Consider the following 24,077-nt stretch of genomic DNA (forward strand, 5'->3'; position numbering starts at 1 on the left):
GCAGCACACGTCCGTGGGTGGATCGAGATGCGGGCACAGGTTGCAAACGGGGGTTCGGGTGGCTGAAGCAGCAGTGGCGTCGTCGCGGCGCAGGCAATGGGGAGCGGAGCGCCGCTCCGAACCGCTCGCGATCATGCATTCGCGACCGAGCGGCGGCGCCGTCGTCTGGGCGCGCGCGGCCATCGTCATCACGGTGCTCGCCTGGTTCTTCTACATGATCACGACGATCGTGCGCATGGTCATCGAGGGGCCGACCGAATCGTTCGTCTTCCACGTGCAGACCTGGATCTACGGCCTCACCGTCACCGCGCTGACCTTCTCCGCGCTCATGTACCTGACCGCCCGCTACGGCGCCCTCGTGCGCTTCCGCGAGCATCTGCGCGTCGAGCGCGCGCTGATCGACGAGCACTTCGCCGAGTCGGATGCCGACGTCACCGTGCTGATCCCCAGCTACGACGAGGAGCCGGAGGTGGTGCGCTACACGCTCTGGTCGGCGGCGCTGCAGGAGTTCCCCTCGGTGCGCGTCGTGCTGCTCATCGACGACCGTGAAGCCGGCCTGAGCGGGGAGGCGCTCGACCGCCTCAACCGCACCCGCGGCCTGCTCGGGGAGATCGCGGAGGCGCTGGAGGCGCCGCTGCAGCAGGCGCGCGAGGCGATGCGGGTCTTCGCGGAGACGGCCCCGCAGGTGCCCGGCCCGGACGACGCGAAGCGAGCCGCCGACGCCTACGCCGCAGCCGCGCAATGGCTGGACGAGTTCGCAGCGTCCGAGCGGATCGAAGACCACATGGCCGAGTTCTTCGCCGAGCAGGTGCTGCTCGGCCTGTCGAACGACCTGCGCCTCACCCGGCTCGCGCTGAACGCCGCGTACGAGCAGGGCGGATCCCCCGATCGGGAGCGGCTCGAGCAGCTGTACCGACGCCTCGTGTGGATCTTCAGCGCCGACATGAGCTTCTTCGAGCGCAAGAAGTACGCGTCGCTCTCGCAGGAGCCGAATAAGGCGATGAACCTGAACTCGTACATCTCGCTCATGGGAGGCCGCTACCGGGTCTCCGACGAGACCGGCGTGCAGTTGCTGGAGGCGCTGCGCGACCGCGACGAGGCGGAACCGGATCTCGTCGTCCCCGACAGCCGGTACCTGCTCACGCTCGACGCCGACTCCCAGCTGCTGCGCGACTACTGCGTGCGCCTCGTGTACCTGCTCGAGCAGCCCGAGAACGAGCGCGTCGCCGTGACGCAGACGCCCTACTCCTCGTTCCGCGGCGCTCCGACGCGCATCGAGCGCATCGCCGGGGCGACGACCGACCTGCAGCACATCCAGCACCAGGGCCTCACGTACTTCAACGCCACCTTCTGGGTGGGCGCCAACGCCGTGATCCGCAAGGCGGCGCTCGCCGACATCGCCGTCACCGAGACGGTCGGCGGATTCGAGATCACCACCTACGTGCAGGACCGCACCGTGATCGAGGACACGGAGTCGAGCATCGACCTCGGCGCGCACGGGTGGACGCTCGAGAACTATCCCGAACGGCTCAGCTACAGCGCCACGCCGCCCGACTTCGGCTCGCTCATCGTGCAGCGCCGGCGGTGGGCGAACGGCGGCCTGCTCATCATGCCGAAGATGTTCGAGATGATCCGCATCCGCAAGGGCACCCCGGCCCGCGTGCGCCTCACCGAGAAGCTGCTCCGCACGAACTACATGTCGTCGCTCGCCTGGGCGAGCTTCGGGCTGCTCTTCCTCCTCTTCTTCCCGTTCGACTCGCGTCTGCTCAGCCCGCTCGTCGTGGCGGCCGCCCTGCCCTACTTCATCTCGCAGGCGCTCGACCTGCGGGCGAGCGGGCACCGCCTCAGCGACATCTTCCGCATCTACGGGTTCAACCTCGTGCTGCTCCCCGTGAATCTCGCCGGCGTGCTGAAGTCGATGCAGCAGGGCGTCACGGGGGAGAAGATCCCCTTCGCCCGAACCCCGAAGGTGACGGGCCGCACGGCATCGCCCGCGATCTACGTGATCCTCCCGTTCGTCATCATCGCCTTCTCGGTGCTCACCGCCTACCGCGACTTCACGCTCGGCAACTGGGGCAACTTCGTCTTCGCGGCATTCAACGCGATCATGGCGACGTGGGCGGCGGTCTCCTACATCGGCCTGCGAGCCGCGATCGTGGACGCCGTGCTCGGCGTCGTGGGCTGGCTCTACGTCGTGCCGAAGCCGCCGAAGGCGCAGCGGAAGAGCCCGGTCGACCCCGACGCCGAGGTGAACTGGCAGGCGATCCTCTACCACGGCGACCGGCGCCTGCGCCGCGACCTCGCCCGATCCAGCGATCGGCGACGGCGTCTGGGCGGGGTGCGCAAGGAGGTGACCGCCGTCGCCGAGCTGAGCAGCGGGGGCGGATCGCGGGCGACCGTCAACGAGGTCACGCTCGCCGCGCCGAGCACGACGACCGATGTGACCGCCGTGATCGCACCGGCGGCCGACGAGGGCACGCCGCCGAAACGCGCCCGCACGTAGGCGGAGCGGGCGCTCGTGCGCGGGCGCTCGTGCGCGGGTGCTCGTGCGCGTGTGCTCGTGCGCGTGTGCTCGTGCGCGGGTGCTCGTGCGCGGGTGCTCGTGCGCGGGTGCTCGTGCGCGGGTGCTCGTGCGCGGGTGCTCGTGGGTGAGCACTTGCGGTCGTCGCCGGGGCCTCGAAGGGGCGAAATTACTCACCCTGCGACTCCAGGGACTGCTCACCCGCCCGAGAGGATCACCCGGCGTCCGCGCCCCGCACGGTCTCGGTGAGCAGCTGTTCGGCACGGGCGCCCGTCACGCCGAGCGTACGGAGCCGCTCGACCGCCTCGATGGCGATACCTCGGGCGGCCGCGTCGAGAGGATCCTCGCCGAGCGACACGAAGGTGCCCGCGCGGCCGCGCCCCTCGATCACGCCGTCGGCCTCGAGCGCGCGGTACGCCGACGCGACGGTGTTCGCCGCGACGCCGAGGTGCGCCGCGAGCCCCCGCACGGTCGGCAGCTTCGCGCCGGGGGAGAGTCGGCCCTCCGCGACGGCTCGCACCACGGCGCCGTGCAGTTGACGATACGGCGGCTCCGGCGAGTCGGCATCGACGGCGAAGAGATCGAGTACGTCGCTCATACCCACAGGGTAGCCGTGCCGTGGCGCCGCGTGACCGATGCGACATGCCCGCCGGCCCCACGCCCGCCGTCCCCGCACCCTGGCCCACCCCACCCCGCCCCCGCTCTGCCCTAGACTGGTGCGACAACTGGAGACGCGATGCGGCGGCTGTGGGGTACGGCCGCCGCGCAGAGGCGGAGGGGGTCGTCGTGCGGGAGTTCTTCCAGCGGTCGCTCGCGCCGAAAGCGATCATGGCGCGTTCGCGCGGCGTCTTCGCCGGCGAGATCACCGTGACGGTGCTGATCCCCGCCCACAACGAGGAGGCGTCGCTCCCGGCCACGCTCGCCTCGCTGCGCCTGCAGCAGCGAGTGCCCGATCGGGTGATCGTCGTGGCCGACAACTGCACCGACGACACGGTCGGCGTCGCGCAGCGCTTCGGTGCGGAGGTGTTCGAGACGCAGGGCAACACCCACAAGAAGGGCGGCGCGCTGAACCAGGTGCTCGCACGAGAGCTGCCGCACATGGGCGACAACGACACGGTGCTGGTCATGGACGCGGACACGCAGCTGAGCCCCCAGTTCCTCGCGACGGCGGTGCAGCGCTTCACCGCTGACCGGGCGCTCATCGCGGTCGGCGGCCTCTTCCGGGGCGAGGCCGGGCACGGCGTGCTCGGGAGTTCCAGCGCAATGAGTACTTCCGGTACCAGCGCGAGATCGAACGGCGCGAGGGGCGCGTGTTCGTGCTCACCGGCACCGGCACGGTGTTCCGATCGATCGCGCTGCGGGAGGTGGCGAACGCCCGGGGCTCGTCGATCCCCGGCAATCTCGGCGAGGTGTACGACACGTTCGCCCTCACCGAGGACAACGAGCTGACGATCGCCATCAAGTCGCTCGGCGGCCTCATGGTGTCGCCGCGGGAGTGCCAGGTGACGACGGAGCTCATGCCGACCTGGCGCATGCTCTGGGCGCAGCGCCTGCGGTGGCAGCGCGGCGCTCTGGAGAACCTCGGCGCCTACGGGGTGATGCCGCAGACCGTCCGGTACTGGGCGCAGCAGATCGCGATCGGCTACGGCGTGTTCGCGCTGTTCGCCTACTTCGGCTTGATGTTCCTGATGGTCGCCGCGATGGACACCTGGGTGTGGTTCCCGTTCTGGCTGGGGATCGGCCTGGTCTTCGCCGTGGAGCGCGTCGTCACCGTGTGGCGGGGCGGGTGGCGGGCGCGGGCGCTCGCCGTGCTCGTCTTCCCCGAGCTCGTGTACGACTGCTTCTTGAACCTCGCGTTCCTGAAGGGCGTGTTCGAGATCTCGCTCGGGCGCGTGCCGACCTGGAAGCACGTGGAGCATGGTTCGGAGCGCTCCCCGAGCGCCGTTGAGCAGGAGGCGCGCTGATGCATCGCACGGGGCTGCTGTTTCCGGAGGAGATCCTCTCGTCCGAGTGGTTCGGCGTCTTCGCGACGGTGGTCGCGATCAACACGCTCATCTACGTGGTGCTCGGCGTCTCGAAGCTCGTCCCCATCATCAGGTTCGGGCGCAAGGGCAGCGGATGCAACCGGAGAACGGAGACGCGCAGCATCTACCCCGAGGCGAGCGACTGACGATCCCCAGTAGACTCGGCGCATGCGTCTTGGAGTGATCGACGTCGGATCAAACACCGTTCATCTGCTCGTCGTCGACGCGCACCCGGGTGCGAGCCCGGTGCCGTTCCACTCGCAGCGGTCGGTGCTGCGGCTCATGCGCTATCTCGACGACGACGGCGCGATCGTCGAGGAGGGCGTGGCCCGCATCGTGGAGGCGATCCGGGAGTGCGCTGAGACCGCCCGCGAGATCGGCGTCGACGATCTGATCTCGACGGCGACGAGCGCGATCCGCGAGGCGGCGAACGGCGAAGCGGTGCTGGAGCGCGTGACGCGGGAGACGGGCATCGTGCTGCAGGTGCTGTCGGGCGAGGACGAGGCGAGGATCACGATGCTCGCCGTGCGCCGCTGGCTGGGCTGGTCGGCGGGGGAGATCCTGCTCTTCGACATCGGCGGCGGCTCGTTCGAGATCGCCCAGGGCGCCGACGAGTACCCCGATGTGCAGGTGTCGCTGCCCCTGGGCGCCGGGCGGTCGACGATCAACTACCTGGCCGAGGATCCGCCGTCGCGCGAAGCGGTGTCGCGCCTGCGCGCTCACGCCCGCGCCGAGTTCACCCGTGTGCGCTCGGAGCTGTTCGCCGACCGGCCGCGCCCGAAGCGCGTGGTGGGCACGTCGAAGACGATCCGCTCGTTGGCGCGCCTCGTGGGAGGCCCCTCGGATCCCGTGACGGGCGATCTCGCGCAGCTGCACTACGTGGGCCTGCGGGAGTGGGAGCCCTCGCTGCGCGAGATGCCCGGCGCGGTGCGGGAGTACCTGCCCGGCATCACGCCGGAGCGCGGGTACCAGATCATGGCGGGCGCGGTCGTGCTGCGCACCGCGATGAAGGTGTTCGAGGTCGACACGCTGACGATCTCCCCGTGGGCGCTCCGCGAGGGGATCGTGCTGCGCTACATCGACGCACTCGACGGACGCGGCGCGGAGCCGGTGCGCGAGTTCTCGGCAGCGGGGGCGTAGGGGCCGGTTCGGCGCGGTGCAGCGCCCGCCGGGCGCCGCGCGGCGGGCGACTCTGCGAGGATGGAACCATGATCGTCGTTGCGGATGCCGAGGTGCGCGAGCACGACGTGACCCTGCTCCCGGCCACCTCGTTCGAGGTGAGAGCGGGCGAAGCGGTCGTCGTGCGCGGCGCGAACGGGGTGGGCAAGTCGACGCTGCTGCGCGTGCTCGCCGGCATGCGGGTTCCGACGAGCGGCCGGGTCGGCATCGGCGGGCTCGCGCCCCATTCGCGCGACCGGCGCGTGCGGCGCCTCGTCGCGGCGATGATCGGACTCCCGCCGATGGCGGCCGACCTGACCGTGCGCGACCACGTGCTGCTCGTCGCGGTGACGTGGTCGTCGGGGCGGGCGGAGTCGGACGCGGAGGCCGGGCGGATCGCGGACGGGGTGCTCGACGAGCTGGGGCTCGCGCCGCTCGCCGCGCGCTTCCCCCACGAGCTCTCGTCGGGGCAGACGCAGCTGTTTGGCCTCGCACTGCTGCTCGCGCGCCCCTGCGAGGCGCTGCTGCTCGACGAGCCCGAGCAGCGCTTGGACGCCGACCGCATCGGGACGGTGGTCGATGCGGTGAATCGGCGCCGGGAGGCGGGCGCCGCCGTGGTCGTCACGACGCACAGCGACGCGCTGGAGGCCGGGATCGGGGGCCGCACGGTGTGGCTGCGGGGCGCGGCGTGAAGCACCGGCCCGTCGCGGATGCCCTCGCGCTGTGGCGCGGTCGGCGTTCGGGCGCGGGCGCGGGGGCGGACCGTCGCTACGCGATCTACCTCGGGGCGATGCTGGTGCTCGTGTGCGTGGCGCCCACGGTGCGGGCGCTGTGGCTCGCCGCGTCGGATCCCGAGGTGATGCGGGTGTTGTCGGGCGCCGCGGCGCCGCGGATCGCGGGGGCCTGCGCGGCGGCGGTCTGGATCGGCGCGCTCCTCGTGGGCCGGGTGCGCGGCCCGGCGCTGCGCCCGCCGCTGCTCGCGTCTGTGCTCGCGCGGAGCGCCCACTCGCGCGCGGCCGCGTTCGGAGGCGCTGTCATGCGGGCGGGTCTGGCGCTCGTCGCGGTGGCGGCCGTGGCGGGCGCGGGCATCGGTGCGCTGCTCGCGCGGTATGCGCCCGTCGGGCCCGACCCGACCGGTTCCGAATCGGTCGGGTCGGGGCTCATCGCGGCGGTGCTCACCGGGGCGGGCGGCGGGGCGGGCGCCGGCGCGTGCGCGGGGGTGATCGCGGCCGTCGCGTGGCTCGCGGGTCAGGCTGCGCCGCGCGCGGCGGGTCCGATCGCCGCGTGCGTGGCGATCCTCGTCGGCGCGACGGCGGTGCTGCCCGAGATCGCCCACCTGACTCCCTGGGGGTGGATCGCGGAAGCCTGGACCGCTGCGGCGGGGCTCGCGGCGGAGCCGTCTCCGGGGGTCGGGTGGTCGACGCACCTCGCCGCTCTCGCCGCGCCCGCGCTTGCGCTCCTGTCTGCCGCGCCGGCGCTGCTCGCCCGCCTGGAGACGGCCGTGCTCGAGGGGCAGGCGGCGCGCTGGGAGTCGTCGGCGGTGCACGCGTTCGGCATGGATTTCGGCGCCGCGCTCGCCGGCTACGCTTCGCGGCCCTCGGCGCTGCGGCGCGTGCGGGCGGTGCGCTCCCGCGGAAGCGGCGCGCCCGCCCTCGCGCTGGTGCGCGTGTTCCTCGTGCGCGACGCGGTGGGCGCAGTCCGTGCGCCCGCGCGTCTTCTCGGCGGCGCGATCGGCGTCGCGGTCGCGGGTGCGCTGGTGACATTCGCGAGCGTCGCCCCGGCGCCGGGAGCGGCGCTCGGCGTGCTCGGAGCCTGCGGCGCGGTGCTCGCGTTCGCCGCGCTCGGCCCGTTCACCGACGGCCTGCGGCACGCCGCAGCAGTCGCCGCCGATCTGCCGCTCTACGGAGTGGGCGACGCGCACCTCATGCTGCTGCACGCCGCCTTTCCGCTGTCGGCGATGCTCGTGCTCGTGGGAGCCGCGGCGCTGACGACGTCGATCGTGCTCGGCGTCGGGCCGATTGCGCCCGTGCTCTGCGCGGCGGGAGTCGGCGTCGCAGCGCTGATCGCGCGGACGAGCGCTGCGCTCAAGGGCCCGATGCCGCTCCGGCTGCTCGCGCCCATCCCGACGCCGGAGGGCGACCTGAGCGGAGCGGTGCGGCTGCTCTGGGCGGTCGACGGCGCGCTGCTCGTCGGGCTCGCGGGAGCGAGCGCGCCGCTCGCACTGCACGCGCCGGCCTGGGGCGCCCTCGCGGTCGCGCCGATCGGGCTGCTCGCCGCGGTCGGAGCGGGCCGGTGGCGCGGCCGCCGCGCCGGGGCGCGCTGACCGGACCAGGCGGTCCAGCGGGCCAGGGGGCCAGCGGGCCGCTCTCGGCGATTCTCGGCGAATTCTCGTCTCGCATTGGGTAAGGTGATCGCTGCAGGGGGAGTATTCCCGTTCGCAGTAGTCCCGTCAATACGAGTGCATCGATGTACTTCGGGCTATTGGCCTCGATCGCGGCATCCGTGTCTCGATCGAGGTGGAAGAGACCTTGGTGTCTTCCACCGACCCTAGGAGCCCCTATGCAGATCACGCCGCTGGTCTGGATCATCACGATCCTCGTCACGATCGCCTTCTTCGTCTACGAGTTCTTCGCCCATGTGCGCAAACCGCACGAGCCCACGATCGGCGAGTCGGCCCGCTGGTCGGCGTTCTACATCGGGCTGGCGCTGCTGTTCGGCGTCGGCATCGGCTTCACGTCGGGCTGGAACTTCGGCGGCGAGTACTTCGCGGGCTACCTGACGGAGAAGGCGCTGTCGATCGACAACCTCTTCGTCTTCCTGCTGGTGATGAGCGCGTTCGCCGTGCCGAAGAAGTATCAGCAGAAGGTGCTGATGATCGGCATCATCATCGCCCTGGTGCTGCGCGGCGCGTTCATCGCGATCGGTGCGACGCTGATCGCGAACCTGAGCTGGATCTTCTACGTGTTCGGCGCGCTCCTCCTCTTCCTCGCCTACCGCCAGGCATTCGCGAACCACGACGCCGACCCCGCGAACGGCCGGTTCATGCAGTTCGTGCGCCGCGTGATCCCCGTGACCGACGAGTACCACGAGGACAAGCTCACCGCGAAGCTCGACGGCAAGCGCTTCTTCACGCCGATGTTCCTGACGATCGTGGCGATCGGCTTCATCGACCTCATCTTCGCCGTCGACTCGATCCCCGCGATCTACGGTCTCACGAACGAGGCCTACATCGTCTTCACCGCGAACGCGTTCGCCCTCATGGGGCTCCGCCAGCTGTTCTTCCTGATCGGCGGCCTGCTCGAGCGGCTCGTCTACCTCTCGCAGGGCCTCGCCGTGATCCTCGCATTCATCGGCGTGAAGCTCGTCTTCCACGCGCTGCACGTGAACGAACTCCCGTTCATCAACGGCGGCGAGCCGCTGCTCTGGGTGCCCGAGATCCCGATCTGGTTCTCGCTGAGCTTCATCGGCGCCACGATCGCCGTCGCGACGGTGCTGAGCCTCCGCAAGACGCGCGGCGACCGCAAGGCGGCCGAGCGGTTGGAGGAGCGGCGGGATCGCGCGGCGGAGCCCGGCGCGGGCATCGCCGACGCCCGCTCGGCGGACACGCCCTCCGCGGGGCCGCGCGCCTCCGACGAGCGGTAGCGGGTCGGCAGCGGCGATCCGACGAGCGGTAGCGGGCCCGCGGCGGCGATCCGCCGACGAGCGGCGCCGCACCGCCCCGATTCGGCGACCCGGCCCTCCGCCGGCGAGCGGTCGCCACGGGTTCGCGAGCGGGCCGTGCCGCATTCACGGCCCGTTCACCCCCGGCCATTCACGCGACATCTCGCCCCCATACGCTCCCAGAGGCGGCCGATCTGCGGCCGCGGTTTCATTCCGAACAAGGGGACACATGGTGCATCTGGGGAAGTTCGCGCGGCCGGTCGTTGCGGGCGGCGTGACATTGGGGATCATCGCGACGGGCGCCGCATTCGGCTCGCCGGCGATGGCGGCGGAGACCGGGGCAGGGGTCTCGCCGAAGAACGTCATCGTGCTCATCGGTGACGGCATGGGGTACAACCACATCGACTTCATGAACGCCGAGACGAGCGGCGAGACGCACTGGCAGGTCGAGCGCGGCGGCGACCGCAAGGTGATCCCGTCGGGGCAGAACACGGCGCCGACCGAGGGGTGGCAGTCGTGGAACCACCTCGGCATGTCGACGCACTGGGTCGATGGTCCGGTGTACGATCCGGCGGCGTCGTGGTCGGACTTCGCGTGGAACACCGTGAGCCCCACCGATTCGGCGGCGGCGGGCACGGCGATGGCGACCGGCGTGAAGACGTACAACGCCGGCCTCGGCGTCGACGAGAACGGCACCCCCGTCGAGAACGTGGCCGAGCGGGCGAAGTCGCTCGGCAAGAGCGCGGGCGTGGTGTCGTCGGTGCCGTTCTCGCACGCGACGCCGGCGGCCTACTCGAGCCACAACGAGAGCCGCAACAACTACCACCAGATCGCGAGCGAGCAGATCGCGGGCGATCTCGAGGTCGTGATCGGCGCGGGGCACCCGTTCTACACCGACGATCATCAGCGCACGGAGACCGGGAGCTTCGGCTACATCGCGGAGGACGACTGGAACGCCGTCTCGACGGGGCAGACGGATCGCGCGTTCATCGAGACGAAGGCCGATTTCGAGGCGCTCACCGCAGGCGAGACGCCGGAGCGCGTATTCGGCGTGGCGCAGGTCGGGTCGACGCTGCAGCAGTCGCGCACCGATGGCGCCCCGATGAACGATGTGCCCGATCTGGCGACGCTCTCGAAGGGGGCGCTGAACGTGCTCGACGACAACGAGAACGGGTTCTTCCTCATGGTCGAGGGCGGCGCGATCGACTGGGCGGGGCACGGCAACGAGAGCGAGCGCGATCTCGAGGAGGTCGCGGACTTCGACGGAGCCGTCACCTCGGTGATCGACTGGGTCGAGACGCACTCGAGCTGGGACGACACGCTGGTCGTGGTGACCGCCGATCACGAGACCGGCTACCTGTACGGCGAGACGCCGGGAGACTTCAGCCCGATCGTTTCCGCGGGGGCCGAGGATCCCGAGGCGCTCGCCGCGCACTCGTGGAACAGCGGGGATCACACCAACATGCTGGTGCCCTTCTTCTCCCGTGGCGCGGGTACCGAGCAGCTCACGGCGCTCGGCACGAAGCTGGACCTGGTGCGCGGGCACTACTTCGACAACACCGATATGGCGAACTGGATGCTGAACACGGCCTGGGTCGCGCCCGAGGCTCCGGTGGAGCCGCCGGTCGAGGATGCGACGGGTGCTGCCGACGGCGGCGGCTCAGCGGGCTCCGGGGCCGATTCGGGCGGTGCCGCGGGCACTGGCGCGGATGGTGCCGCGGGCGCGGGCGCTGCGGCCGCGGGAGCCGGCGCGGCCGGCGCGGGTGCCGACGGCGCCAATCCTGTTGCGGAGGCTCCGGCCGCAGTCGCGAGCCCCGGCGGCTCGACCGGTGCGCAGGGCTCGCTCGCCGCGACGGGTGCGCCCGCCGGCGCGGTGCCCCTCGCGGTCGGCGCCGGCGCGGTGGCCCTCGTGGGCGCCGCGGTGATCGCTCTGCGCGCACGCCGCTCGGCTCGCACCGACTGATGGTGCGGGGGCGCCGCGCGAGCGGCGCCCCCGCTGCCGCTTCAGCCGGCGGCCGGGTGCTCGCTCCGCGCGACGGCGTTCCGGATCGCGGCGGCGAGCTGCCGCGCCGCCGTCGAGGGCCCCTCGCCGCCGCCCTCGGTGGGAGCGGCGAGCAGCACCGACCGCGCGAACGCGGGGTCGTCGATGGGGCGCAGCACGACGCCAGGGTGCGTGGGGCCGGCGGCGAGCTTCGCGACCAGGCCGATCACCATTCCCGCGGCGATCATGCCGAGCATCACCTGGAAGTCGTCGGTGCGGATGGCGACTTCGAGCTCCCGCCCCGCCTCGGCGAACGCGTCGACGAGCACCGAGTCCATCGGATCGTGCCGGCTCGTGCCGAGCAGCCAGCGCTCGCCGTGCAGCGTGAGGAGCGCCGCCCGGTCGATGGATGCGCGGTCGGCGAGCGGGTGATCCTCGGGCAGTGCGAGCAGCAGCGGGTCGCGCAGCACCTCGGTCGTCGCGATGTCGGGCCGCAGCGGCACCTCGTAGCCGGGCACCGAGTAGAGGAGCGCGGCGTCGAGCGTGCGGTCGTTGACGTGGGCGATGAGCGGCCCCACCTCTTCGAGCACCGCGTCGATCTCGATGCCGAGGTCGGAGACCTGCGACACGATCGAGGGGAGCAGCTTGGCCGCAGCGGTGGGGAAGGTGCCGAACCTGAGCCTCGCCCGCCCCATCTGGGCGAGGTCGCGCGCGTCTCGGAGGGCGCGGTCGCTCAGGGTGAGGATCTCCTCGCCGCGATCGAGCACGAGCACCCCGACCGGCGTCGGCGTGGACCCGCGAGTCGAGCGCTCGAGCACGGGTGAGCCGATGAGTCGCTCGAGGTTGCGCAGGTGGTAGTCGACGGTGGGCTGGCTCCAGCCGAGTGCGCGGCCCGCGCGCGTGACGGATCCCTCGCGCTGCACGGCGCGGAGCGCGATCAGCTGTCTCAGATCGATCATATGGGTCTCCCGTCATCGAGCGCGTGTGGCGCCCGACGACTTCTCATCCGTGGCATCCACATACATCGTATGTGACGCAACAGCGGAGTCGGGGATTCCCCGCGACGCGGCGGCGGAGCATCATGGCACTCATGCTGCACACCTCCGCTCTGACCGCTTCGCGCTTCCGCCTCGACCACAGCACGGCGCCGTACGCCGACGCACTGGAGGCCTACGCCGACCGCGGGTCCGTGCAGCTCATGGTGCCCGGTCACGGCGGTACCGACCGCGATCTCAGCGGCCGGCTCGCGGGCTTCCTCGGGGAGCGCGCGCTGCGCCTCGACATCCCGATGCTCATGGACGGCGTGGATCTGCTCGCCCGCGGGCAGGAGCAGACGCCCCTCGATCGCGCGCTCGAGCTCGCCGCCGACGCGTGGGGCGCGAAGCGCACGTGGTTCCTCACGAACGGCGCATCGCAGGCCAACCGTACGATCGCGCTCGCCGCACGCGGGCTCGGAGACCGCATCCTCGCCCAGCGCAGCGCGCACTCGAGCTTCAGCGACGGCATTCTGCTGGCCGGCATCACTCCGAGCTATGTCATGCCGAGCGTCGACGACGAGCACGGCATGGCGCACGGCGTCTCGCCCGCCGCTCTCGACGACGCACTCGCCGCCGCTGCGTCGGCCGGCAACCCGGTGCACGCCGTCTACGTCATCTCGCCGAGCTACTTCGGGTCGGTCTCCGACGTCGCGGGTCTCGCGCGAGTCGCTCACGCGCACGGAGCTCCGCTCATCGTCGACGGCGCCTGGGGGCCGCACTTCGGCTTCCACCCCGAGCTGCCCGAGTCGCCCGCGCGCCTCGGCGCCGATGTCGTCATCTCGAGCACGCACAAGCTCGCGGGGTCGCTGACCCAGTCGGCCATGCTGCACTTGGGAGACGGTCCGTTCGCGGATCGCCTCGAGCCGCTCATCGAGCGCGCCTTCAGCATGACCGCGTCGACCTCCACCAGCGCGCTCCTGCGCGGATCCCTCGACATCGCCCGGCATGCGCTCGCGACGGGCGAGGAGGCGATCGGCCGCTCCGTCGCGGGAGCGCGCCGCTTCCGCGAGATCCTGCGCGAGGATCCCCGCTTCGCGGTCGTGAGCGACACGTTCGACCGCTTCGACGACATCGTCGACACCGACCTGCTGCGGGTGCCCATCGACGTCAGCGGCGCGGGGGTCGGCGGGCACTGGCTGCGCCAGCACCTGATCGAGCACCACGACATGTACTTCGAGATGTCGACCGCGACGACGATCGTGGCCGTGATCGGCGCGGGCAAGTCGTTCGACTTCGACGCCGTCTACGCCGCGCTGGTCGCGAGCGTGGACTCGGCGGAGGCCGGGCACGAGCGTCGCATCACGGGCGATGTGCACGACTTCCCGCCCCTGCCCGCGCCCGGCGCGTACCGCGTGAGCCCGCGCGACGGCTTCTTCGGCGCCACCGAGGTGGTGAGCGCCGACGACGCCGTGGGGCGCGTCTCCGCCGACACCCTCGCGGCGTACCCGCCGGGCATCCCGAACGTCATGCCCGGCGAGGAGATCACCGAAGAGGCGGTAGCCTTTCTGCAGGCGGTCGCGGCTTCTCCGACCGGCTACGTGCGCGGCGCGATCGACCCGGGGGTGGATCGCTTCCGGGTTCTGGCCGGCGGCTGACCCGCGGCGCCTGCGACGGCGCCGCTTCGACTTCGCGGCCCACCGCCGCGGATTGCTCGAGATCCGAGCATCTCCTGGAAGACCAGGAACCCTCGCTGCGCGAGTGCCGAGGGACGAATGACCGGGCCTTCGGCCCTGCGACAACGAAGTCTGGAGAAGACACGTATGGCAAGCTCTCTGCGGCAGCAGCTCTTCCGAGTACAGCCCGTTCCACACGACGGGGGTGAACGCGGCAGTCAGCTCAAGCGCAGCATCGGGCTCTTCCCGCTCATGATGATCGGCGTCGGCGGCACCATCGGCACGGGTATCTTCTTCATCCTCTCCGAGGCGGTGCCGATCGCCGGCCCCGCCGTCATCTGGTCGTTCGTCATCGCCGGGCTCGTCGCCGGCCTCTCCGTGCTGTGCTACGCCGAGCTGGCGAGCTCCGTGCCGGTCTCCGGATCCTCGTACTCGTACGCCTACAGCACGCTCGGCGAGCTGCCCGCGATGGGCGTGGCCGCGTGTCTGCTCCTGGAGTACGGCGTATCGACCGCCGCGGTCGCGGTCGGCTGGTCGCAGTACGTCAATCAGCTCGTGAAGAACCTCTTCGGGTTCGAGTTCCCGCACGCCCTGCTGGACGCGCCGGAGAACGGCGGCATCATCAACCTGCCCGCGGTGATCCTCATCGGGCTCTGCTGCCTGCTGCTGATCCGCGGCACCTCGCACTCCGTCGTCACCAACACCGTGATGGTCGTCATCAAGATCGCTGTGCTGCTCTTCTTCGTGGCCGTCGGCATCACCGGCTGGAACGTCGACCACTTCGCGAACTTCGCGCCCTTCGGCCTCGGCGGCATCATGACCGGCGCCGGCATCATCTTCTTCTCGTTCGTCGGGCTCGACGCCGTCGCCACCGCGGGCGACGAGGCGAAGAACCCGCGCCGCAACCTGCCGATCGCGCTGATGGGCGCCCTGGTCGTCGTGACCACCGTGTACGTGCTCGTCGCGGTCACCGGCCTCGGCGCGCAGGCCCCGGAGAAGTTCGAGGGCCAGAGCGCGGGCCTCTCCGCGATCCTCGAGAACATCGTGGGCGCCTCCTGGCCGGGCACCATCGTCGCCGCGGGCGCCGTGATCTCGATCTTCAGCGTGACCCTCGTGGTGCTCTACGGGCAGACGCGCATCCTCTTCACCATGTCGCGCGACGGCATGGCTCCGAAGATCTTCAGCCGGGTGAACCCGCGCACGGGCACGCCGATCGCCAACACCATCATCGTGTCGATCATCGTCGCGATCCTGGCGGGCGTGCTGCCCATCAACTTCCTGGCCGAGATGACGTCGATCGGCACGCTCGCCGCGTTCACGGTCGTGTCGGTGGCGGTCATGGTGCTGCGCCACCGCGAGCCCGATCTGGAGCGGAAGTTCAGGGTGCCGCTCTACCCCGTGATCCCGATCCTCTCGATCATCGGCTGCCTCTGGATCATCAAGGATCTGCGCCCGATCACCATCATCGTCTTCGCGCTCTGGACCGCCCTCGTGCTGGTCTGGTACTTCTTCACCGGACGCAGGAACTCGGTGCTCGGCCACCGCATCGACACGGGCATGATCGTGCTCGTGGGCCCGGGCCGCTACCGCGTCGGCTCGTCGGAGGGGGAGCTGTACGACGGCGGCGAACTCGATGAGGTCGAGGATCGCGAGACCTCTCGCAGGTAGTCGCTCACAGCCCCGCTCGGGCCGGCGGTCGCGAGAGCTTTCCACAGAAAGCCGTTCGCGCCCGCCGGCCCGACGCCGTGCAGCGCAAGCTGGGTTGCATGACACGACTCGAACCGAACCTCATGCCCGCCTCCGACATCGACCCCGCGCGGCCCCTCGACACCGATGACGCGCTCGCCGACCAGCTGACCCGGGTGTTCTCCCACGCCGAACTGAGGCAGGTGTGGCTCCTGTTCCTCGACCACGGGCATCGCCTCACCGACCCGATCATGCCCATGGACGATCACCCGCTCGCTCCCGACCACCTCCTCGACACCGACGACCTCGGCCCCGTGACCTTCGTGCGGGCGATGGCCGAGCGCGCTCGCATGGCGTGCGACCTCGTGGGTGCCCACGAGTTCATGTTCATGTGGGAGCGGCGTGGGAGCGGGGGCCTCGATTCCGAGGACCTGCGATGGGCGCGCGGCCTCGACGGGGCGGTCCGGGAGATGGCCGCGGGCGGCCGCTCACCGCTGCGCGCGCAGCTGCTGCTGCACGACGACGGCGTCCGCGTGATCGACGCCGGGGAGCTGCGATGACGGCCGGCGACAGTGCACGTGCACCCGGCGGCGGCGGCCGGGGTCGGTTGACCCGGTACGGGGCGCGCACCAAGATGGATCGTATGCAGGGGGAGCGGATGCGCATCGCGAAGCGCGGGCACGCGGCGTCGCCCCCGGTCGATCGAGTGCGGGCCTGGACGGGGTACGTGTAGCGCCCTCAGCGCGTCGCCCATCACACCCTTCCGAGGCGCGCCAGCGCCCCACCGGTCGCACCGCGACCAGAACTTTGGAGTACCCATGTCCGCAGTACCCGCACCGTCTTCGCAATCCCACGCAGCCCCGAGCGGCCGCGCCTCAGGGCGCGCCGAGCTCTCCCAGCCGAGCCCGACGGGCAACCGGCTCGGCGAGCTCTGGTCGATCCTGCCCGAGGAATCGGCGGTCGACGACGCCGGAGTGCTGCACCTGGGCGGCGTTCCGGTGACCGAGCTCGCCGATCAGTACGGCACGCCGCTCTACGTGTACGACGAGGCGGGCCTGCGCCGCCAGATCCGCCGATTCATCGACGGTCTCAGCGCGCGCTGGCCCGCGTCGGAGGTGCTCTTCGCCTCGAAGTCGTTCCCAGCCGTGGGCATGTACCGCATCGCGGCCGAGGAGGGGCTCTCGGTCGACATCGCCGGCGGCGGCGAGCTGCAGCTCGCCCTCGCCGCGGGGGTGCCGCCCGAGAAGCTTCACTTCCACGGCAACGCGAAGACCGACGCCGAGCTCCGCATGGCGATCGAGGTGGGCGTCGACACGATCATCGTCGACAACACCGACGAGCTCGACCGTCTGGAGCGCCTGCTCACGCAGCCGCAGAAGCTCCTCCTGCGCGTGATCCCCGGCGTCGAGGCGAAGACGCACGCCTCGCAGGCCACCGGCGGCAGCGACTCGAAGTTCGGGCTCCCCATGGATCAGGCGCTCGCCGCGATCGAGCGCATGCGCGCCCACCCGCTGCTCGAGTTCGAGGGCGTGCACCTGCACATCGGCTCGCAGATCCTCGATGTCGAGCAGTTCGGCGAGGCCGTGTCGAAGATCTCGACCGCGGGGGAGTTCGACGTCTACGACGTGGGCGGCGGTCTCGGCGTCAAGTACACCTACGACGAGGTCGCCCCGAGCGTCGACGAGTACCTCGACACGATCGTCGCGGCGGCGCGGGCGCACCTCCCCGCGGGCGCGCGCATCATGATCGAGCCGGGTCGGGCCATCGTCGCTCGGGCCGGCGTGACGCTGTACCGGGTCACGACGGTGAAGCGCACCGGGCGCACGTTCGTGGCGGTCGACGGTGGGCTCGCCGACCAGATGGACGCCGCGCTCACCGGCCAGCGCTTCGAGTCCCTGCTCGGCAATCGCGCGCTCGACCCGTGGACGGAGACCGCGCAGCTCGTCGGGCGCCAGTGCGAGTCGGGCGACCTGCTCGTCGACCGGGCGCCCCTGCCCGAGGCGCGCGTGGGCGACCTCGCGGTGGTCGCGACGACCGGCGCCTACGGCTACACCCTGGCGAACAACTACAACGGCGCGCTGAAGCCGGCGATCGTCTTCGTGCGCGACGGCGAGGCGCGACTGGTCGCCCGGCGCGAGACCTACGAGGAGCTGCTCGCGCTGCACGCGCCCGCGCTCGAGCGGTAGCGCGCGGAGCGATTGCGCCCGGAACGAGGCGGCGACGCGCGCGGGGTGCCCGCGTCGCCGCCTCGTTTTGAGTTCGGGGCGAATCCGGGGTAGAGTGATCTCTCGGTGCCGCGCTCCTCGGAGCAGCGGATTTCCGCTTTGGGATATGGTGTAATTGGCAACACTACGGTTTCTGGTACCGTCATTCTAGGTTCGAGTCCTGGTATCCCAGCCACTGAAACCCCCGGCATTCGCCCGGGGGTTTTCTCGTGCCCGGCCCGCGCCGCAGCTACCTCGGCGCGTCTCGAGCCGATTCCCGAGCCCACTCCCGCAGCCGCTCGATCTCGGCCGAGACGTTGGCGCGTGCTCGCCGCTCCCAGAGATGCCGGGCCGCCTCCGTGGCGTAGAGCGCCGGGCGATCGAGATACCCCGCGAGAATGCCCGTGCGCGCAGCGGCGAACTCCTCAGCGGGCACGTGCGCGTACTCCCGCCGCACCGCCGCCGCGTACTCCGCGTAGCGCGACCGGCTCGACGCGAAGATCCAGAGGTCCGCGTCGAGCAGCTGGGCGAGCGCGGGGCGCGGCTCCGCCGGCGCGAGACCCGGGGTCGTCGCGATGATGCTCGCCGCCACCGCGTCGATCAGCTCGCGATCGCACCCCAGGCGCGTGAGCGCGGCGACCGCCAGGGCCGCCGACGCGCGCTCGTCGTCGCCGGCCGATCCCGCGTAGACCGCGTCGTGGAACCAGGCCGCGAGCAGGGTCTCTGGAGCGATGCGCTCACCGCGCGACTCCAGGTGATCCAGCGCGAGCAGCACGTCTTCGAGGTGCCGCTCGTCGTGGTAGCTGCGGTGCGGCTCGTTCCAGCGCGCGATCAGCTCCTCGCCCAGCTCGCGCCAGGCTCGCCCGCGAGCGGCGCCGGCGCCCTCGGGCGGAGTGCTGCTGTTCTCGCCCCCGGCACCGAGCGAGGTGCCGAGCGCGGCGCCGAGCGCCGCCCACTGCTCGGCGAGGTACTGCCGTCGCCGCACGGGAGTGACCCGCTCGCGATCCACCTGGCGCACCCGCAGCCCGGCCAGCTGCAGCCGGCGCACCACCTCGCGGCCGGCGACGGGCTGGGCGCCGAGCGCGACGGCGCGATCGTAGTTCGCGGCCGAGACGTCGTAGTGGTCGAGATCGAAGCTGCGCCGCGGAAACCCCATCAGCCGGGCGAAGGCGTGCAGCTCATCGGCGCTCGCGTCGGATACGAGGTGACTCCACAGCGTGCCGTGCGCGGGCCAGGCCGGCGGGTCGATGAGGATCGCCATGGGCTCATGGTACTGCTCGGTATGAGCTGCGTGCACGTGGGGTTCGCTGCTGCAGTCGAAGCGCCGCACCCCGCCTAGCACACCGGCAGCCGGGCCGCCGCCCCCTGGTCTCCCAGCGGGAGCGCTGCGACAGTGGAGGGCATGGCGACTGCATTCTCCGTTCTCACCGACACGCTCTCACGCTCCGCGCGTACGTCGCGCATCGGCGTCGCGAAGCTGCTGCACGACGACGCGCCGATGATCATGACCCGCGGCTACGGCTTCGGCGCGGCGATCTGGGATCGCGCGCGGGCCGGCGCCCGCGCGGTGCCCATGCGCCTGCTCGGGCGGCAGGCCCTGCTCGTGCGCGGCGCGGAGGGCGTGGCGACCTTCTACGACAACGACCGCATCGCGCGGCACGGGGCGATGCCCGCCTTCATCCAGGAGACGCTCTTCGGCCACGGCTCGGTGCACAGCCTCGACGGCGCCGAGCACCGGCAGCGCAAGGCGACGTTCGTCGACGTGGCCTACGAGGATGCGGCGGTCGAAGCGCTGAAGCCGCTCCTCGAGCGCGAGTGGCGCGCGGAGCTCGACGAGTGGATCGCGGGCGGAAGTCGATCCGCCTACGACGCGGCGGCCGGGGCTCTCGGCCGCGCGATCATGCACTGGGCGGGCCTGCCCGGCACCGACGACGCTCTGACGCGGTGGTCTGCGCGCATGGCCCAGATCGTGGACGGGTTCGGGGCGCCGTACTCGCCGAGTTTTCCGCTCGCAGCGGCGAACCGCGCCTGGTCCGATCGTCACGCCCGCAAGCTCATCGAGGCCGTGCGGGCCGGCGAGCTCGACGCACCCGAGGGATCGGCGCTGCGCGCCTGGGCGTGGCACCGCGACGAGGGCGACGAACTGCTCCCCGCGAATCTGGCGGGGATCGAACTGCAGAACTGCATCCGCCCCATGGTGGCCGTCGCGCGCTTCGTGGCGTTCGCCGCGAAGGAGCTCCACGATCGGCCCGAGTGGCGCGACCGCATCTCGGCGTCGGTGGAGGAGCGGGGCGGCGCGCTCGTCGACGATCCCGTTGCGGTCGCCTTCGCGCAGGAGATCCGGCGCACCGCACCCTTCGTCCCCGTGCTGCCCGGGTGGGCGACTGAGGACATCGAGGTGGACGGGGCGACGGTGCCGCAGGGCGGTCGGGTGGTGCTCGACATTCTCGGCACGAACACCGACGACCGGTCGTGGGAGCGGGCGAGCGAGTTCGACCCCTCCCGGTTCCTCGGCGTCGACGACTACGAGGCGATCGAGACGTTCATCCCGCACGGCGGCGCCCGGGTGGAGACCGGCCATCGGTGCCCCGGCGAGAAGCTCGCGATCGCGGGGCTCTCGGCAGCCGCCGCCGCGCTCAGCGACCCGCGGGTGCGCATTCTCGGCACGGGCCTCGAGGTGAATCGGCGCCGCCTGCCCACGAAGCCCGCCTCGGGAGGCCTCGTGCGCCCCGCCGCGGCGGGGGCGGCGCCCGCGAAGTGCCCGTTCCACTGACCGGAGCGGGCCTCCGCGGTGTGGGCGCGCTCGGGGGAGCCCCGCACGCGGGTGCCGCGCGAGCGCTAACGTGATCGCATGACTCCGCACCGGCGCGACCCGCACCCCTACCTCGCCGACGCATCACGGCCGCGCATCATCGCGCACCGGGGCTTCGTCTCCGACGAGCTCGCCGAACGCGGCGTCGCGGAGAACACGCGGGCGGCGTTCACCGTGGCGCTCGCCGCAGGCGCCGACTACCTCGAGACCGATTGCCACCTGACGCGCGACGGAGCGGTGGTGCTCGCGCACGACGCGGACCTCTCGCGGGTGACGGGCGACCCCCGCAAGATCGGCGCGGTGGATCGCGTGGAGCTCGAGCGGATCTTCGCCGAGCGCGGCGGGCTGCTGACCCTCGAGGAGGCCCTCGCGGAGTATCCGCAGGCGCGCTGGAACATCGACGTCAAATCGCGCGCCGTCGCCGCCCCGCTCGGGCGCATCGTGGCGCGGCACGGGGCGCGGGTGCTCGTGACGAGCTTCTCCGACGCCCTCCGGCGAACCGCCGTCGCGGCGGCGGCGGGGGAGCGCCCCGCGATCCTGCCCGCGACCTCGCCGGGCCGCGGCGCGCTGGTGCGGGTGCTGCTCGCGTCGGTCACCGGGTCGCGGCGTGCGGTTCGACGCGCGCTCGCCGGTCTCGACGCGCTGCAGATTCCGGAGCGGCAGGGGCGCATCCGGGTGCTCACCCCGAGGCTCGTCGCCGCGGCGCACGCGAACGGGGTCGAGGTGCACGTCTGGACGGTCAACGACGCCGACCGCATGCGCGAGCTGACCGCGATGGGCGTCGACGGCGTCGTCACCGACCGCACCGATCTCGCGCTCGCGACGCTGCGGCCCTAGCCCGGTGGCGGGCCGGGCGCGGCCTTCGTGGCATCATCGACGGGTGAAAGATCCACTGGCGAGGCCCGACCTCGACTTCGTGCTCGGCTGCGCTCGAGACGATGCCGCAGCCGGGCGTCTCGCGCTCTGGGGCGCATCGACCGTGATCGACGAGCACACGGGTGTGGCGTCGTTCGACCGGCAGACCTTCGATGCACTCCACGAGGCGGCCGGGGTCGCGGCCGAGTTCCCGGTCGGCAACGCGGGCCTGATCCACGTGTACGGGTACTGGTTCTCGAAGGTGCCGACGCCGTTCGGGTTCAAGCGCGATCGCTGGCAGCAGGGCGATCTGGCGCGCGCGCTCGGCCGCCCGGCCGACGCGTTCCACCTCAGTCGCGGTGCGGACGCCGGGGGCCCCGACTCGACGCCGCTGCAGCGCGTCACCGACGCCGCCCTCCCGCACCTGCGCCGCCCACCGCAGCAGGCTCGGATGGGGGAGGCCGTCCTGCGCGGAAGCGGCGCGGACGCGGCGCGGCGCAGCCGAGTGGTGCTCGTGCAGCGCGGCGATCGCGATGCCGCACCGGCGCTGGTGTACGGCATCGCTCCTGCCGAGCGGGCGGAGACCACCGCGCCCCTGCAGCTCATCACGGCGTTCCCCTTCGCGGGAGACGCCGATGCCCTGCTCGCCGATTTCGAGGCGCATCCCGCGCCGCGTTGGAATGCCGTCGTCGACTCGTAACCGGCTGTTCACCCTACGATAGACGTTTCGTCCATTTCGCGCCCTAGCTTTGGATGCATCGTCCACAACCGCAGGGAGCGCACATGGCACCGAGCATCGTCTTCGACTTCGACGGCACACTGGCCATCGGTCACGGCCCCGTCCGCGCCTACGCGGCCTGCGTGGCCCAGGCCGCTCCGGTGGGATCCGGTTTCGTCGCACGCGTCGATGCCGAACTCGCGCGGTACGACTCCGGCGAGAGCGCGTACCGCGACGGCTACGACATCGTCGGATCGCTGGGCGAAGCCTCCGGCGCGAGCGGCGACGCCCTCCGCGCGGCCTACGCGCGAAGCCGCGCCCGGCTCGGCACCGACCTCGCGGTCGTGCACACCATCGACGGCCTCGACGCCGCGCTCGAGGCGCTCGGCCGATCCGCCCGCCTCGTGCTCGCCACGAACGCCCCCGAGACCGGCGTCGACGCCGTGCTCGACGCGTGGGGCGTGCGGTCGCGCTTCGACGAGCTCCACTTCACGGTCGGCAAGCCGGCGGGCCTCGAACCCCTCATCGACCGTCTCATCGCGGACGGCCCCGTGCTCGCGATCGGCGACATCTATGCGTTCGACCTCGCACCGGCCGCAGCGCGCGGCGCCGACACGGCGCTCGTCGGCGCGACCGCCGAGGCCTCCCCGGCTCCGGTGACGATGCGCGGGCGCTCGCTCGCCGACCTCGTCCCCGACATCCAGACCTGGGCCGCGACCGCGGCTTCCAGCACCTCCGCGCCGCTCGGCGCGGGATCCGGCATCGAAAGGTAACCACACCCATGCGTTCATCCGCTCTCGCAGTAGGCGCCCTCACCGTCGCCGCGCTCGGTCTCGCCGGCTGCAGCGCCACCGACTCGTCGGCGACCTCCGCCGACGATGCGCAGGCCTGGCCCGACTCCATCACCCTCTCCCTCGTGCCGTCGGTCGAGGGAGAAGACCTCGCCGAGGCGCTCGATCCGCTCACCGCCTACCTCTCCGACGGGCTCGGCATCGAGGTCGAGGGCGTCGTCGCGAGCGACTACGCCGCGACCGTCGAAGCGCTCGGCGCCGATCAGGCCCAGGTCGTCATCACCGACGCCGGCTCGCTCTACAACGCCATCGAGCAGTACGACGCCGAGCTCGTGCTGCGCGACGTGCGCTTCGGCGCCACCTCGTATGCCGCGGTCGCCTACACGAACAACCCCGACAAGTACTGCGCCGACGAACCGGTCATGGCGACCTACGCCGCGAGCGACATCGAGCTGTCGTACTGCAACGGCATCGAGGAGGCGGGCGCCGAGGCGACCGGATCCGGCCCCGCGGGCATCGACGCGCTCGAGAAGATCGACGCGGGCACGAAGGTCGCGCTGCAGGCGGCCACCTCGCCCGCCGGCTACCAGTACCCCGTGGTCGCCATGCGCGACGCGGGCATCGACACCGACGCCGACATCGAGCAGGTGCCGGTCGAGGGCAACAACAACGCGGTGCTCGCGGTCGCGAACGGCGACGCCGAGGTGAGCTTCGGATACTGGGACGCGCGCACCACCGTCACCGCCGAGGCGCCCGACGTCGCGGAGAAGGTCACGGCGTTCGCCTACACCGAGATGATCCCGAACGGCGGCGTCGCCGTCGCCCCGACGCTGCCCGACGATCTCGTCGCACAGCTCACCGAGCTCATGGCCGACTACGCCGGCTCCTCTGACGAGGCCGCGACCGTGATGTTCGACCTCGTCGGGCTGTCGGGCTGGACCGCAGAGACGGCCGACGAGGAGATCGCGCGCTACGGCGAGATCCTGGGCGAGTTCTCCAACTGATCCGCACGGAAAC

At 71.7% G+C, this 24,077-nt stretch carries 21 protein-coding genes, 1 tRNA gene and 1 pseudogene; 20 read left to right on the forward strand and 3 right to left on the reverse strand.

The genetic code is table 11. The features are described 5' to 3' along the window. The first annotated feature begins 133 nt into the window (after nt 1–133). Complete coding sequence (locus tag BLT44_RS08925; RefSeq protein ID WP_143026115.1) at nt 134–2,503, forward strand: glycosyltransferase family 2 protein; 2,370 nt, start codon at nt 134–136, stop codon at nt 2,501–2,503. Nucleotides 2,504–2,735: 232 nt separating this feature from the next. Here BLT44_RS08925 and BLT44_RS08930 read toward each other — a convergent pair whose 3' ends face one another. Next, entirely contained in the window at nt 2,736–3,119 is a 384-nt protein-coding gene (locus BLT44_RS08930) for a GntR family transcriptional regulator (RefSeq protein WP_010157459.1), read from the reverse strand. 230 nt (nt 3,120–3,349) lie between these two features. Between BLT44_RS08930 and BLT44_RS16070 the strand changes: the two are divergent. From BLT44_RS16070 to BLT44_RS08970, 8 genes and pseudogenes are all read left to right on the forward strand, one after another. Further along, a pseudogene (locus BLT44_RS16070) lies at nt 3,350–3,700 on the forward strand (glycosyltransferase); the annotation flags it as partial. Nucleotides 3,701–3,831: 131 nt separating this feature from the next. Further along, a complete protein-coding gene (locus BLT44_RS16075; protein WP_074690151.1) occupies nt 3,832–4,485 on the forward strand; it encodes a glycosyltransferase family 2 protein in 654 nt (217 codons plus the stop codon). After that, the gene (locus BLT44_RS08945; RefSeq protein WP_010157458.1) at nt 4,485–4,691 is read left to right on the forward strand and encodes a hypothetical protein; all 207 of its coding nucleotides are present in this window, start codon (nt 4,485–4,487) and stop codon (nt 4,689–4,691) included. Before BLT44_RS16075 ends, BLT44_RS08945 begins: the two co-directional genes overlap by 1 nt. 22 nt (nt 4,692–4,713) lie before the next feature. Then, complete coding sequence (locus BLT44_RS08950; protein WP_029608364.1) at nt 4,714–5,685, forward strand: Ppx/GppA phosphatase family protein; 972 nt, start codon at nt 4,714–4,716, stop codon at nt 5,683–5,685. A 68-nt stretch (nt 5,686–5,753) separates the two neighbouring features. Beyond that, nucleotides 5,754–6,395: an ABC transporter ATP-binding protein gene (locus BLT44_RS08955; protein WP_010157456.1), complete on the forward strand. Its 642-nt coding sequence runs from the start codon at nt 5,754–5,756 to the stop codon at nt 6,393–6,395. Beyond that, nucleotides 6,392–8,026, forward strand: a complete 1,635-nt coding sequence (locus tag BLT44_RS08960) for a hypothetical protein (RefSeq protein ID WP_143026033.1) — start codon at nt 6,392–6,394, stop codon at nt 8,024–8,026. The genes BLT44_RS08955 and BLT44_RS08960 overlap by 4 nt, the downstream gene beginning before the upstream one ends. A 236-nt stretch (nt 8,027–8,262) precedes the next feature. Further along, nucleotides 8,263–9,345 carry a TerC family protein gene (locus BLT44_RS08965; protein WP_010157454.1) on the forward strand — a complete coding sequence of 361 codons (1,083 nt, stop codon included), beginning with the start codon at nt 8,263–8,265 and terminating at the stop codon, nt 9,343–9,345. A gap of 247 nt (nt 9,346–9,592) precedes the next feature. Beyond that, nucleotides 9,593–11,326 carry an alkaline phosphatase gene (locus BLT44_RS08970; RefSeq protein WP_074690155.1) on the forward strand — a complete coding sequence of 578 codons (1,734 nt, stop codon included), beginning with the start codon at nt 9,593–9,595 and terminating at the stop codon, nt 11,324–11,326. A 41-nt stretch (nt 11,327–11,367) separates the two neighbouring features. On the opposite strand, the gene BLT44_RS08975 is transcribed toward BLT44_RS08970, so the two are convergent. Next, on the reverse strand, nt 11,368–12,303 hold the full coding sequence (locus tag BLT44_RS08975) for a LysR family transcriptional regulator (RefSeq protein ID WP_074690157.1): 936 nt from the start codon (nt 12,301–12,303) through the stop codon (nt 11,368–11,370). Nucleotides 12,304–12,425: 122 nt separating this feature from the next. Between BLT44_RS08975 and BLT44_RS08980 the strand changes: the two genes are divergently transcribed. The 6 genes from BLT44_RS08980 to BLT44_RS09000 all read left to right on the forward strand — a co-directional run bounded on the left by BLT44_RS08980 (nt 12,426) and on the right by BLT44_RS09000 (nt 18,080). Then, a complete protein-coding gene (locus BLT44_RS08980; RefSeq protein ID WP_010157451.1) occupies nt 12,426–13,976 on the forward strand; it encodes an aminotransferase class I/II-fold pyridoxal phosphate-dependent enzyme in 1,551 nt (516 codons plus the stop codon). A gap of 165 nt (nt 13,977–14,141) precedes the next feature. Next, complete coding sequence (locus tag BLT44_RS08985; RefSeq protein WP_010157450.1) at nt 14,142–15,662, forward strand: APC family permease; 1,521 nt, start codon at nt 14,142–14,144, stop codon at nt 15,660–15,662. A gap of 98 nt (nt 15,663–15,760) precedes the next feature. Further along, nucleotides 15,761–16,240 carry a hypothetical protein gene (locus tag BLT44_RS08990; RefSeq protein WP_010157449.1) on the forward strand — a complete coding sequence of 160 codons (480 nt, stop codon included), beginning with the start codon at nt 15,761–15,763 and terminating at the stop codon, nt 16,238–16,240. After that, a complete protein-coding gene (locus tag BLT44_RS15600) occupies nt 16,237–16,413 on the forward strand; it encodes a hypothetical protein (RefSeq protein ID WP_155819112.1) in 177 nt (58 codons plus the stop codon). Before BLT44_RS08990 ends, BLT44_RS15600 begins: the two co-directional genes overlap by 4 nt. 85 nt (nt 16,414–16,498) lie before the next feature. After that, entirely contained in the window at nt 16,499–17,866 is a 1,368-nt protein-coding gene (gene lysA, locus BLT44_RS08995) for a diaminopimelate decarboxylase (protein WP_010157448.1), read from the forward strand. Nucleotides 17,867–18,005: 139 nt separating this feature from the next. Beyond that, nucleotides 18,006–18,080 (forward strand) — tRNA-Gln (locus tag BLT44_RS09000). 54 nt (nt 18,081–18,134) lie between these two features. Here BLT44_RS09000 and BLT44_RS09005 read toward each other — a convergent pair. Next, a complete protein-coding gene (locus tag BLT44_RS09005; RefSeq protein WP_010157447.1) occupies nt 18,135–19,145 on the reverse strand; it encodes a DUF4031 domain-containing protein in 1,011 nt (336 codons plus the stop codon). Between the two features lie 141 nt (nt 19,146–19,286). Between BLT44_RS09005 and BLT44_RS09010 the strand changes: the two genes are divergently transcribed. The 5 genes from BLT44_RS09010 to phnD all read left to right on the forward strand — a co-directional run bounded on the left by BLT44_RS09010 (nt 19,287) and on the right by phnD (nt 24,064). Further along, nucleotides 19,287–20,657 (forward strand): cytochrome P450, encoded by a 1,371-nt coding sequence (locus BLT44_RS09010; protein WP_010157445.1) that lies wholly within the window; start codon nt 19,287–19,289, stop codon nt 20,655–20,657. 78 nt (nt 20,658–20,735) lie between these two features. Beyond that, nucleotides 20,736–21,533 carry a glycerophosphodiester phosphodiesterase family protein gene (locus BLT44_RS09015; protein ID WP_074690159.1) on the forward strand — a complete coding sequence of 266 codons (798 nt, stop codon included), beginning with the start codon at nt 20,736–20,738 and terminating at the stop codon, nt 21,531–21,533. Between the two features lie 43 nt (nt 21,534–21,576). Further along, complete coding sequence (locus tag BLT44_RS09020) at nt 21,577–22,251, forward strand: hypothetical protein (RefSeq protein WP_010157441.1); 675 nt, start codon at nt 21,577–21,579, stop codon at nt 22,249–22,251. Between the two features lie 83 nt (nt 22,252–22,334). Beyond that, a complete protein-coding gene (locus BLT44_RS09025) occupies nt 22,335–23,042 on the forward strand; it encodes an HAD family hydrolase (protein WP_010157440.1) in 708 nt (235 codons plus the stop codon). Nucleotides 23,043–23,050: 8 nt separating this feature from the next. Further along, nucleotides 23,051–24,064: a phosphate/phosphite/phosphonate ABC transporter substrate-binding protein gene (gene phnD, locus BLT44_RS09030; RefSeq protein ID WP_010157439.1), complete on the forward strand. Its 1,014-nt coding sequence runs from the start codon at nt 23,051–23,053 to the stop codon at nt 24,062–24,064. The last annotated feature ends 13 nt before the right edge of the window (nt 24,065–24,077 follow it).

The organism is Leucobacter chromiiresistens, from assembly GCF_900102345.1.
GTDB classification, from domain to species: Bacteria; Actinomycetota; Actinomycetes; order Actinomycetales; family Microbacteriaceae; genus Leucobacter; species Leucobacter chromiiresistens.

What these genes read in the sequence shown, in the direction of transcription:
- BLT44_RS08925 (WP_143026115.1), top strand. Translation starts at nt 134, where the DNA reads ATGCATTCGCGACCGAGCGGCGGCGCCGTCGTCTGGGCGCGCGCGGCC.
- BLT44_RS08930 (WP_010157459.1), bottom strand. Translation starts at nt 3,119, where the DNA reads ATGAGCGACGTACTCGATCTCTTCGCCGTCGATGCCGACTCGCCGGAG.
- BLT44_RS08945 (WP_010157458.1), top strand. Translation starts at nt 4,485, where the DNA reads ATGCATCGCACGGGGCTGCTGTTTCCGGAGGAGATCCTCTCGTCCGAG.
- BLT44_RS08950 (WP_029608364.1), top strand. Translation starts at nt 4,714, where the DNA reads ATGCGTCTTGGAGTGATCGACGTCGGATCAAACACCGTTCATCTGCTC.
- BLT44_RS08955 (WP_010157456.1), top strand. Translation starts at nt 5,754, where the DNA reads ATGATCGTCGTTGCGGATGCCGAGGTGCGCGAGCACGACGTGACCCTG.
- BLT44_RS08965 (WP_010157454.1), top strand. Translation starts at nt 8,263, where the DNA reads ATGCAGATCACGCCGCTGGTCTGGATCATCACGATCCTCGTCACGATC.
- BLT44_RS08970 (WP_074690155.1), top strand. Translation starts at nt 9,593, where the DNA reads ATGGTGCATCTGGGGAAGTTCGCGCGGCCGGTCGTTGCGGGCGGCGTG.
- BLT44_RS08975 (WP_074690157.1), bottom strand. Translation starts at nt 12,303, where the DNA reads ATGATCGATCTGAGACAGCTGATCGCGCTCCGCGCCGTGCAGCGCGAG.
- BLT44_RS08980 (WP_010157451.1), top strand. Translation starts at nt 12,426, where the DNA reads ATGGCACTCATGCTGCACACCTCCGCTCTGACCGCTTCGCGCTTCCGC.
- BLT44_RS08985 (WP_010157450.1), top strand. Translation starts at nt 14,142, where the DNA reads ATGGCAAGCTCTCTGCGGCAGCAGCTCTTCCGAGTACAGCCCGTTCCA.
- BLT44_RS08990 (WP_010157449.1), top strand. Translation starts at nt 15,761, where the DNA reads ATGACACGACTCGAACCGAACCTCATGCCCGCCTCCGACATCGACCCC.
- BLT44_RS15600 (WP_155819112.1), top strand. Translation starts at nt 16,237, where the DNA reads ATGACGGCCGGCGACAGTGCACGTGCACCCGGCGGCGGCGGCCGGGGT.
- lysA (WP_010157448.1), top strand. Translation starts at nt 16,499, where the DNA reads ATGTCCGCAGTACCCGCACCGTCTTCGCAATCCCACGCAGCCCCGAGC.
- BLT44_RS09005 (WP_010157447.1), bottom strand. Translation starts at nt 19,145, where the DNA reads ATGGCGATCCTCATCGACCCGCCGGCCTGGCCCGCGCACGGCACGCTG.
- BLT44_RS09010 (WP_010157445.1), top strand. Translation starts at nt 19,287, where the DNA reads ATGGCGACTGCATTCTCCGTTCTCACCGACACGCTCTCACGCTCCGCG.
- BLT44_RS09015 (WP_074690159.1), top strand. Translation starts at nt 20,736, where the DNA reads ATGACTCCGCACCGGCGCGACCCGCACCCCTACCTCGCCGACGCATCA.
- BLT44_RS09025 (WP_010157440.1), top strand. Translation starts at nt 22,335, where the DNA reads ATGGCACCGAGCATCGTCTTCGACTTCGACGGCACACTGGCCATCGGT.
- phnD (WP_010157439.1), top strand. Translation starts at nt 23,051, where the DNA reads ATGCGTTCATCCGCTCTCGCAGTAGGCGCCCTCACCGTCGCCGCGCTC.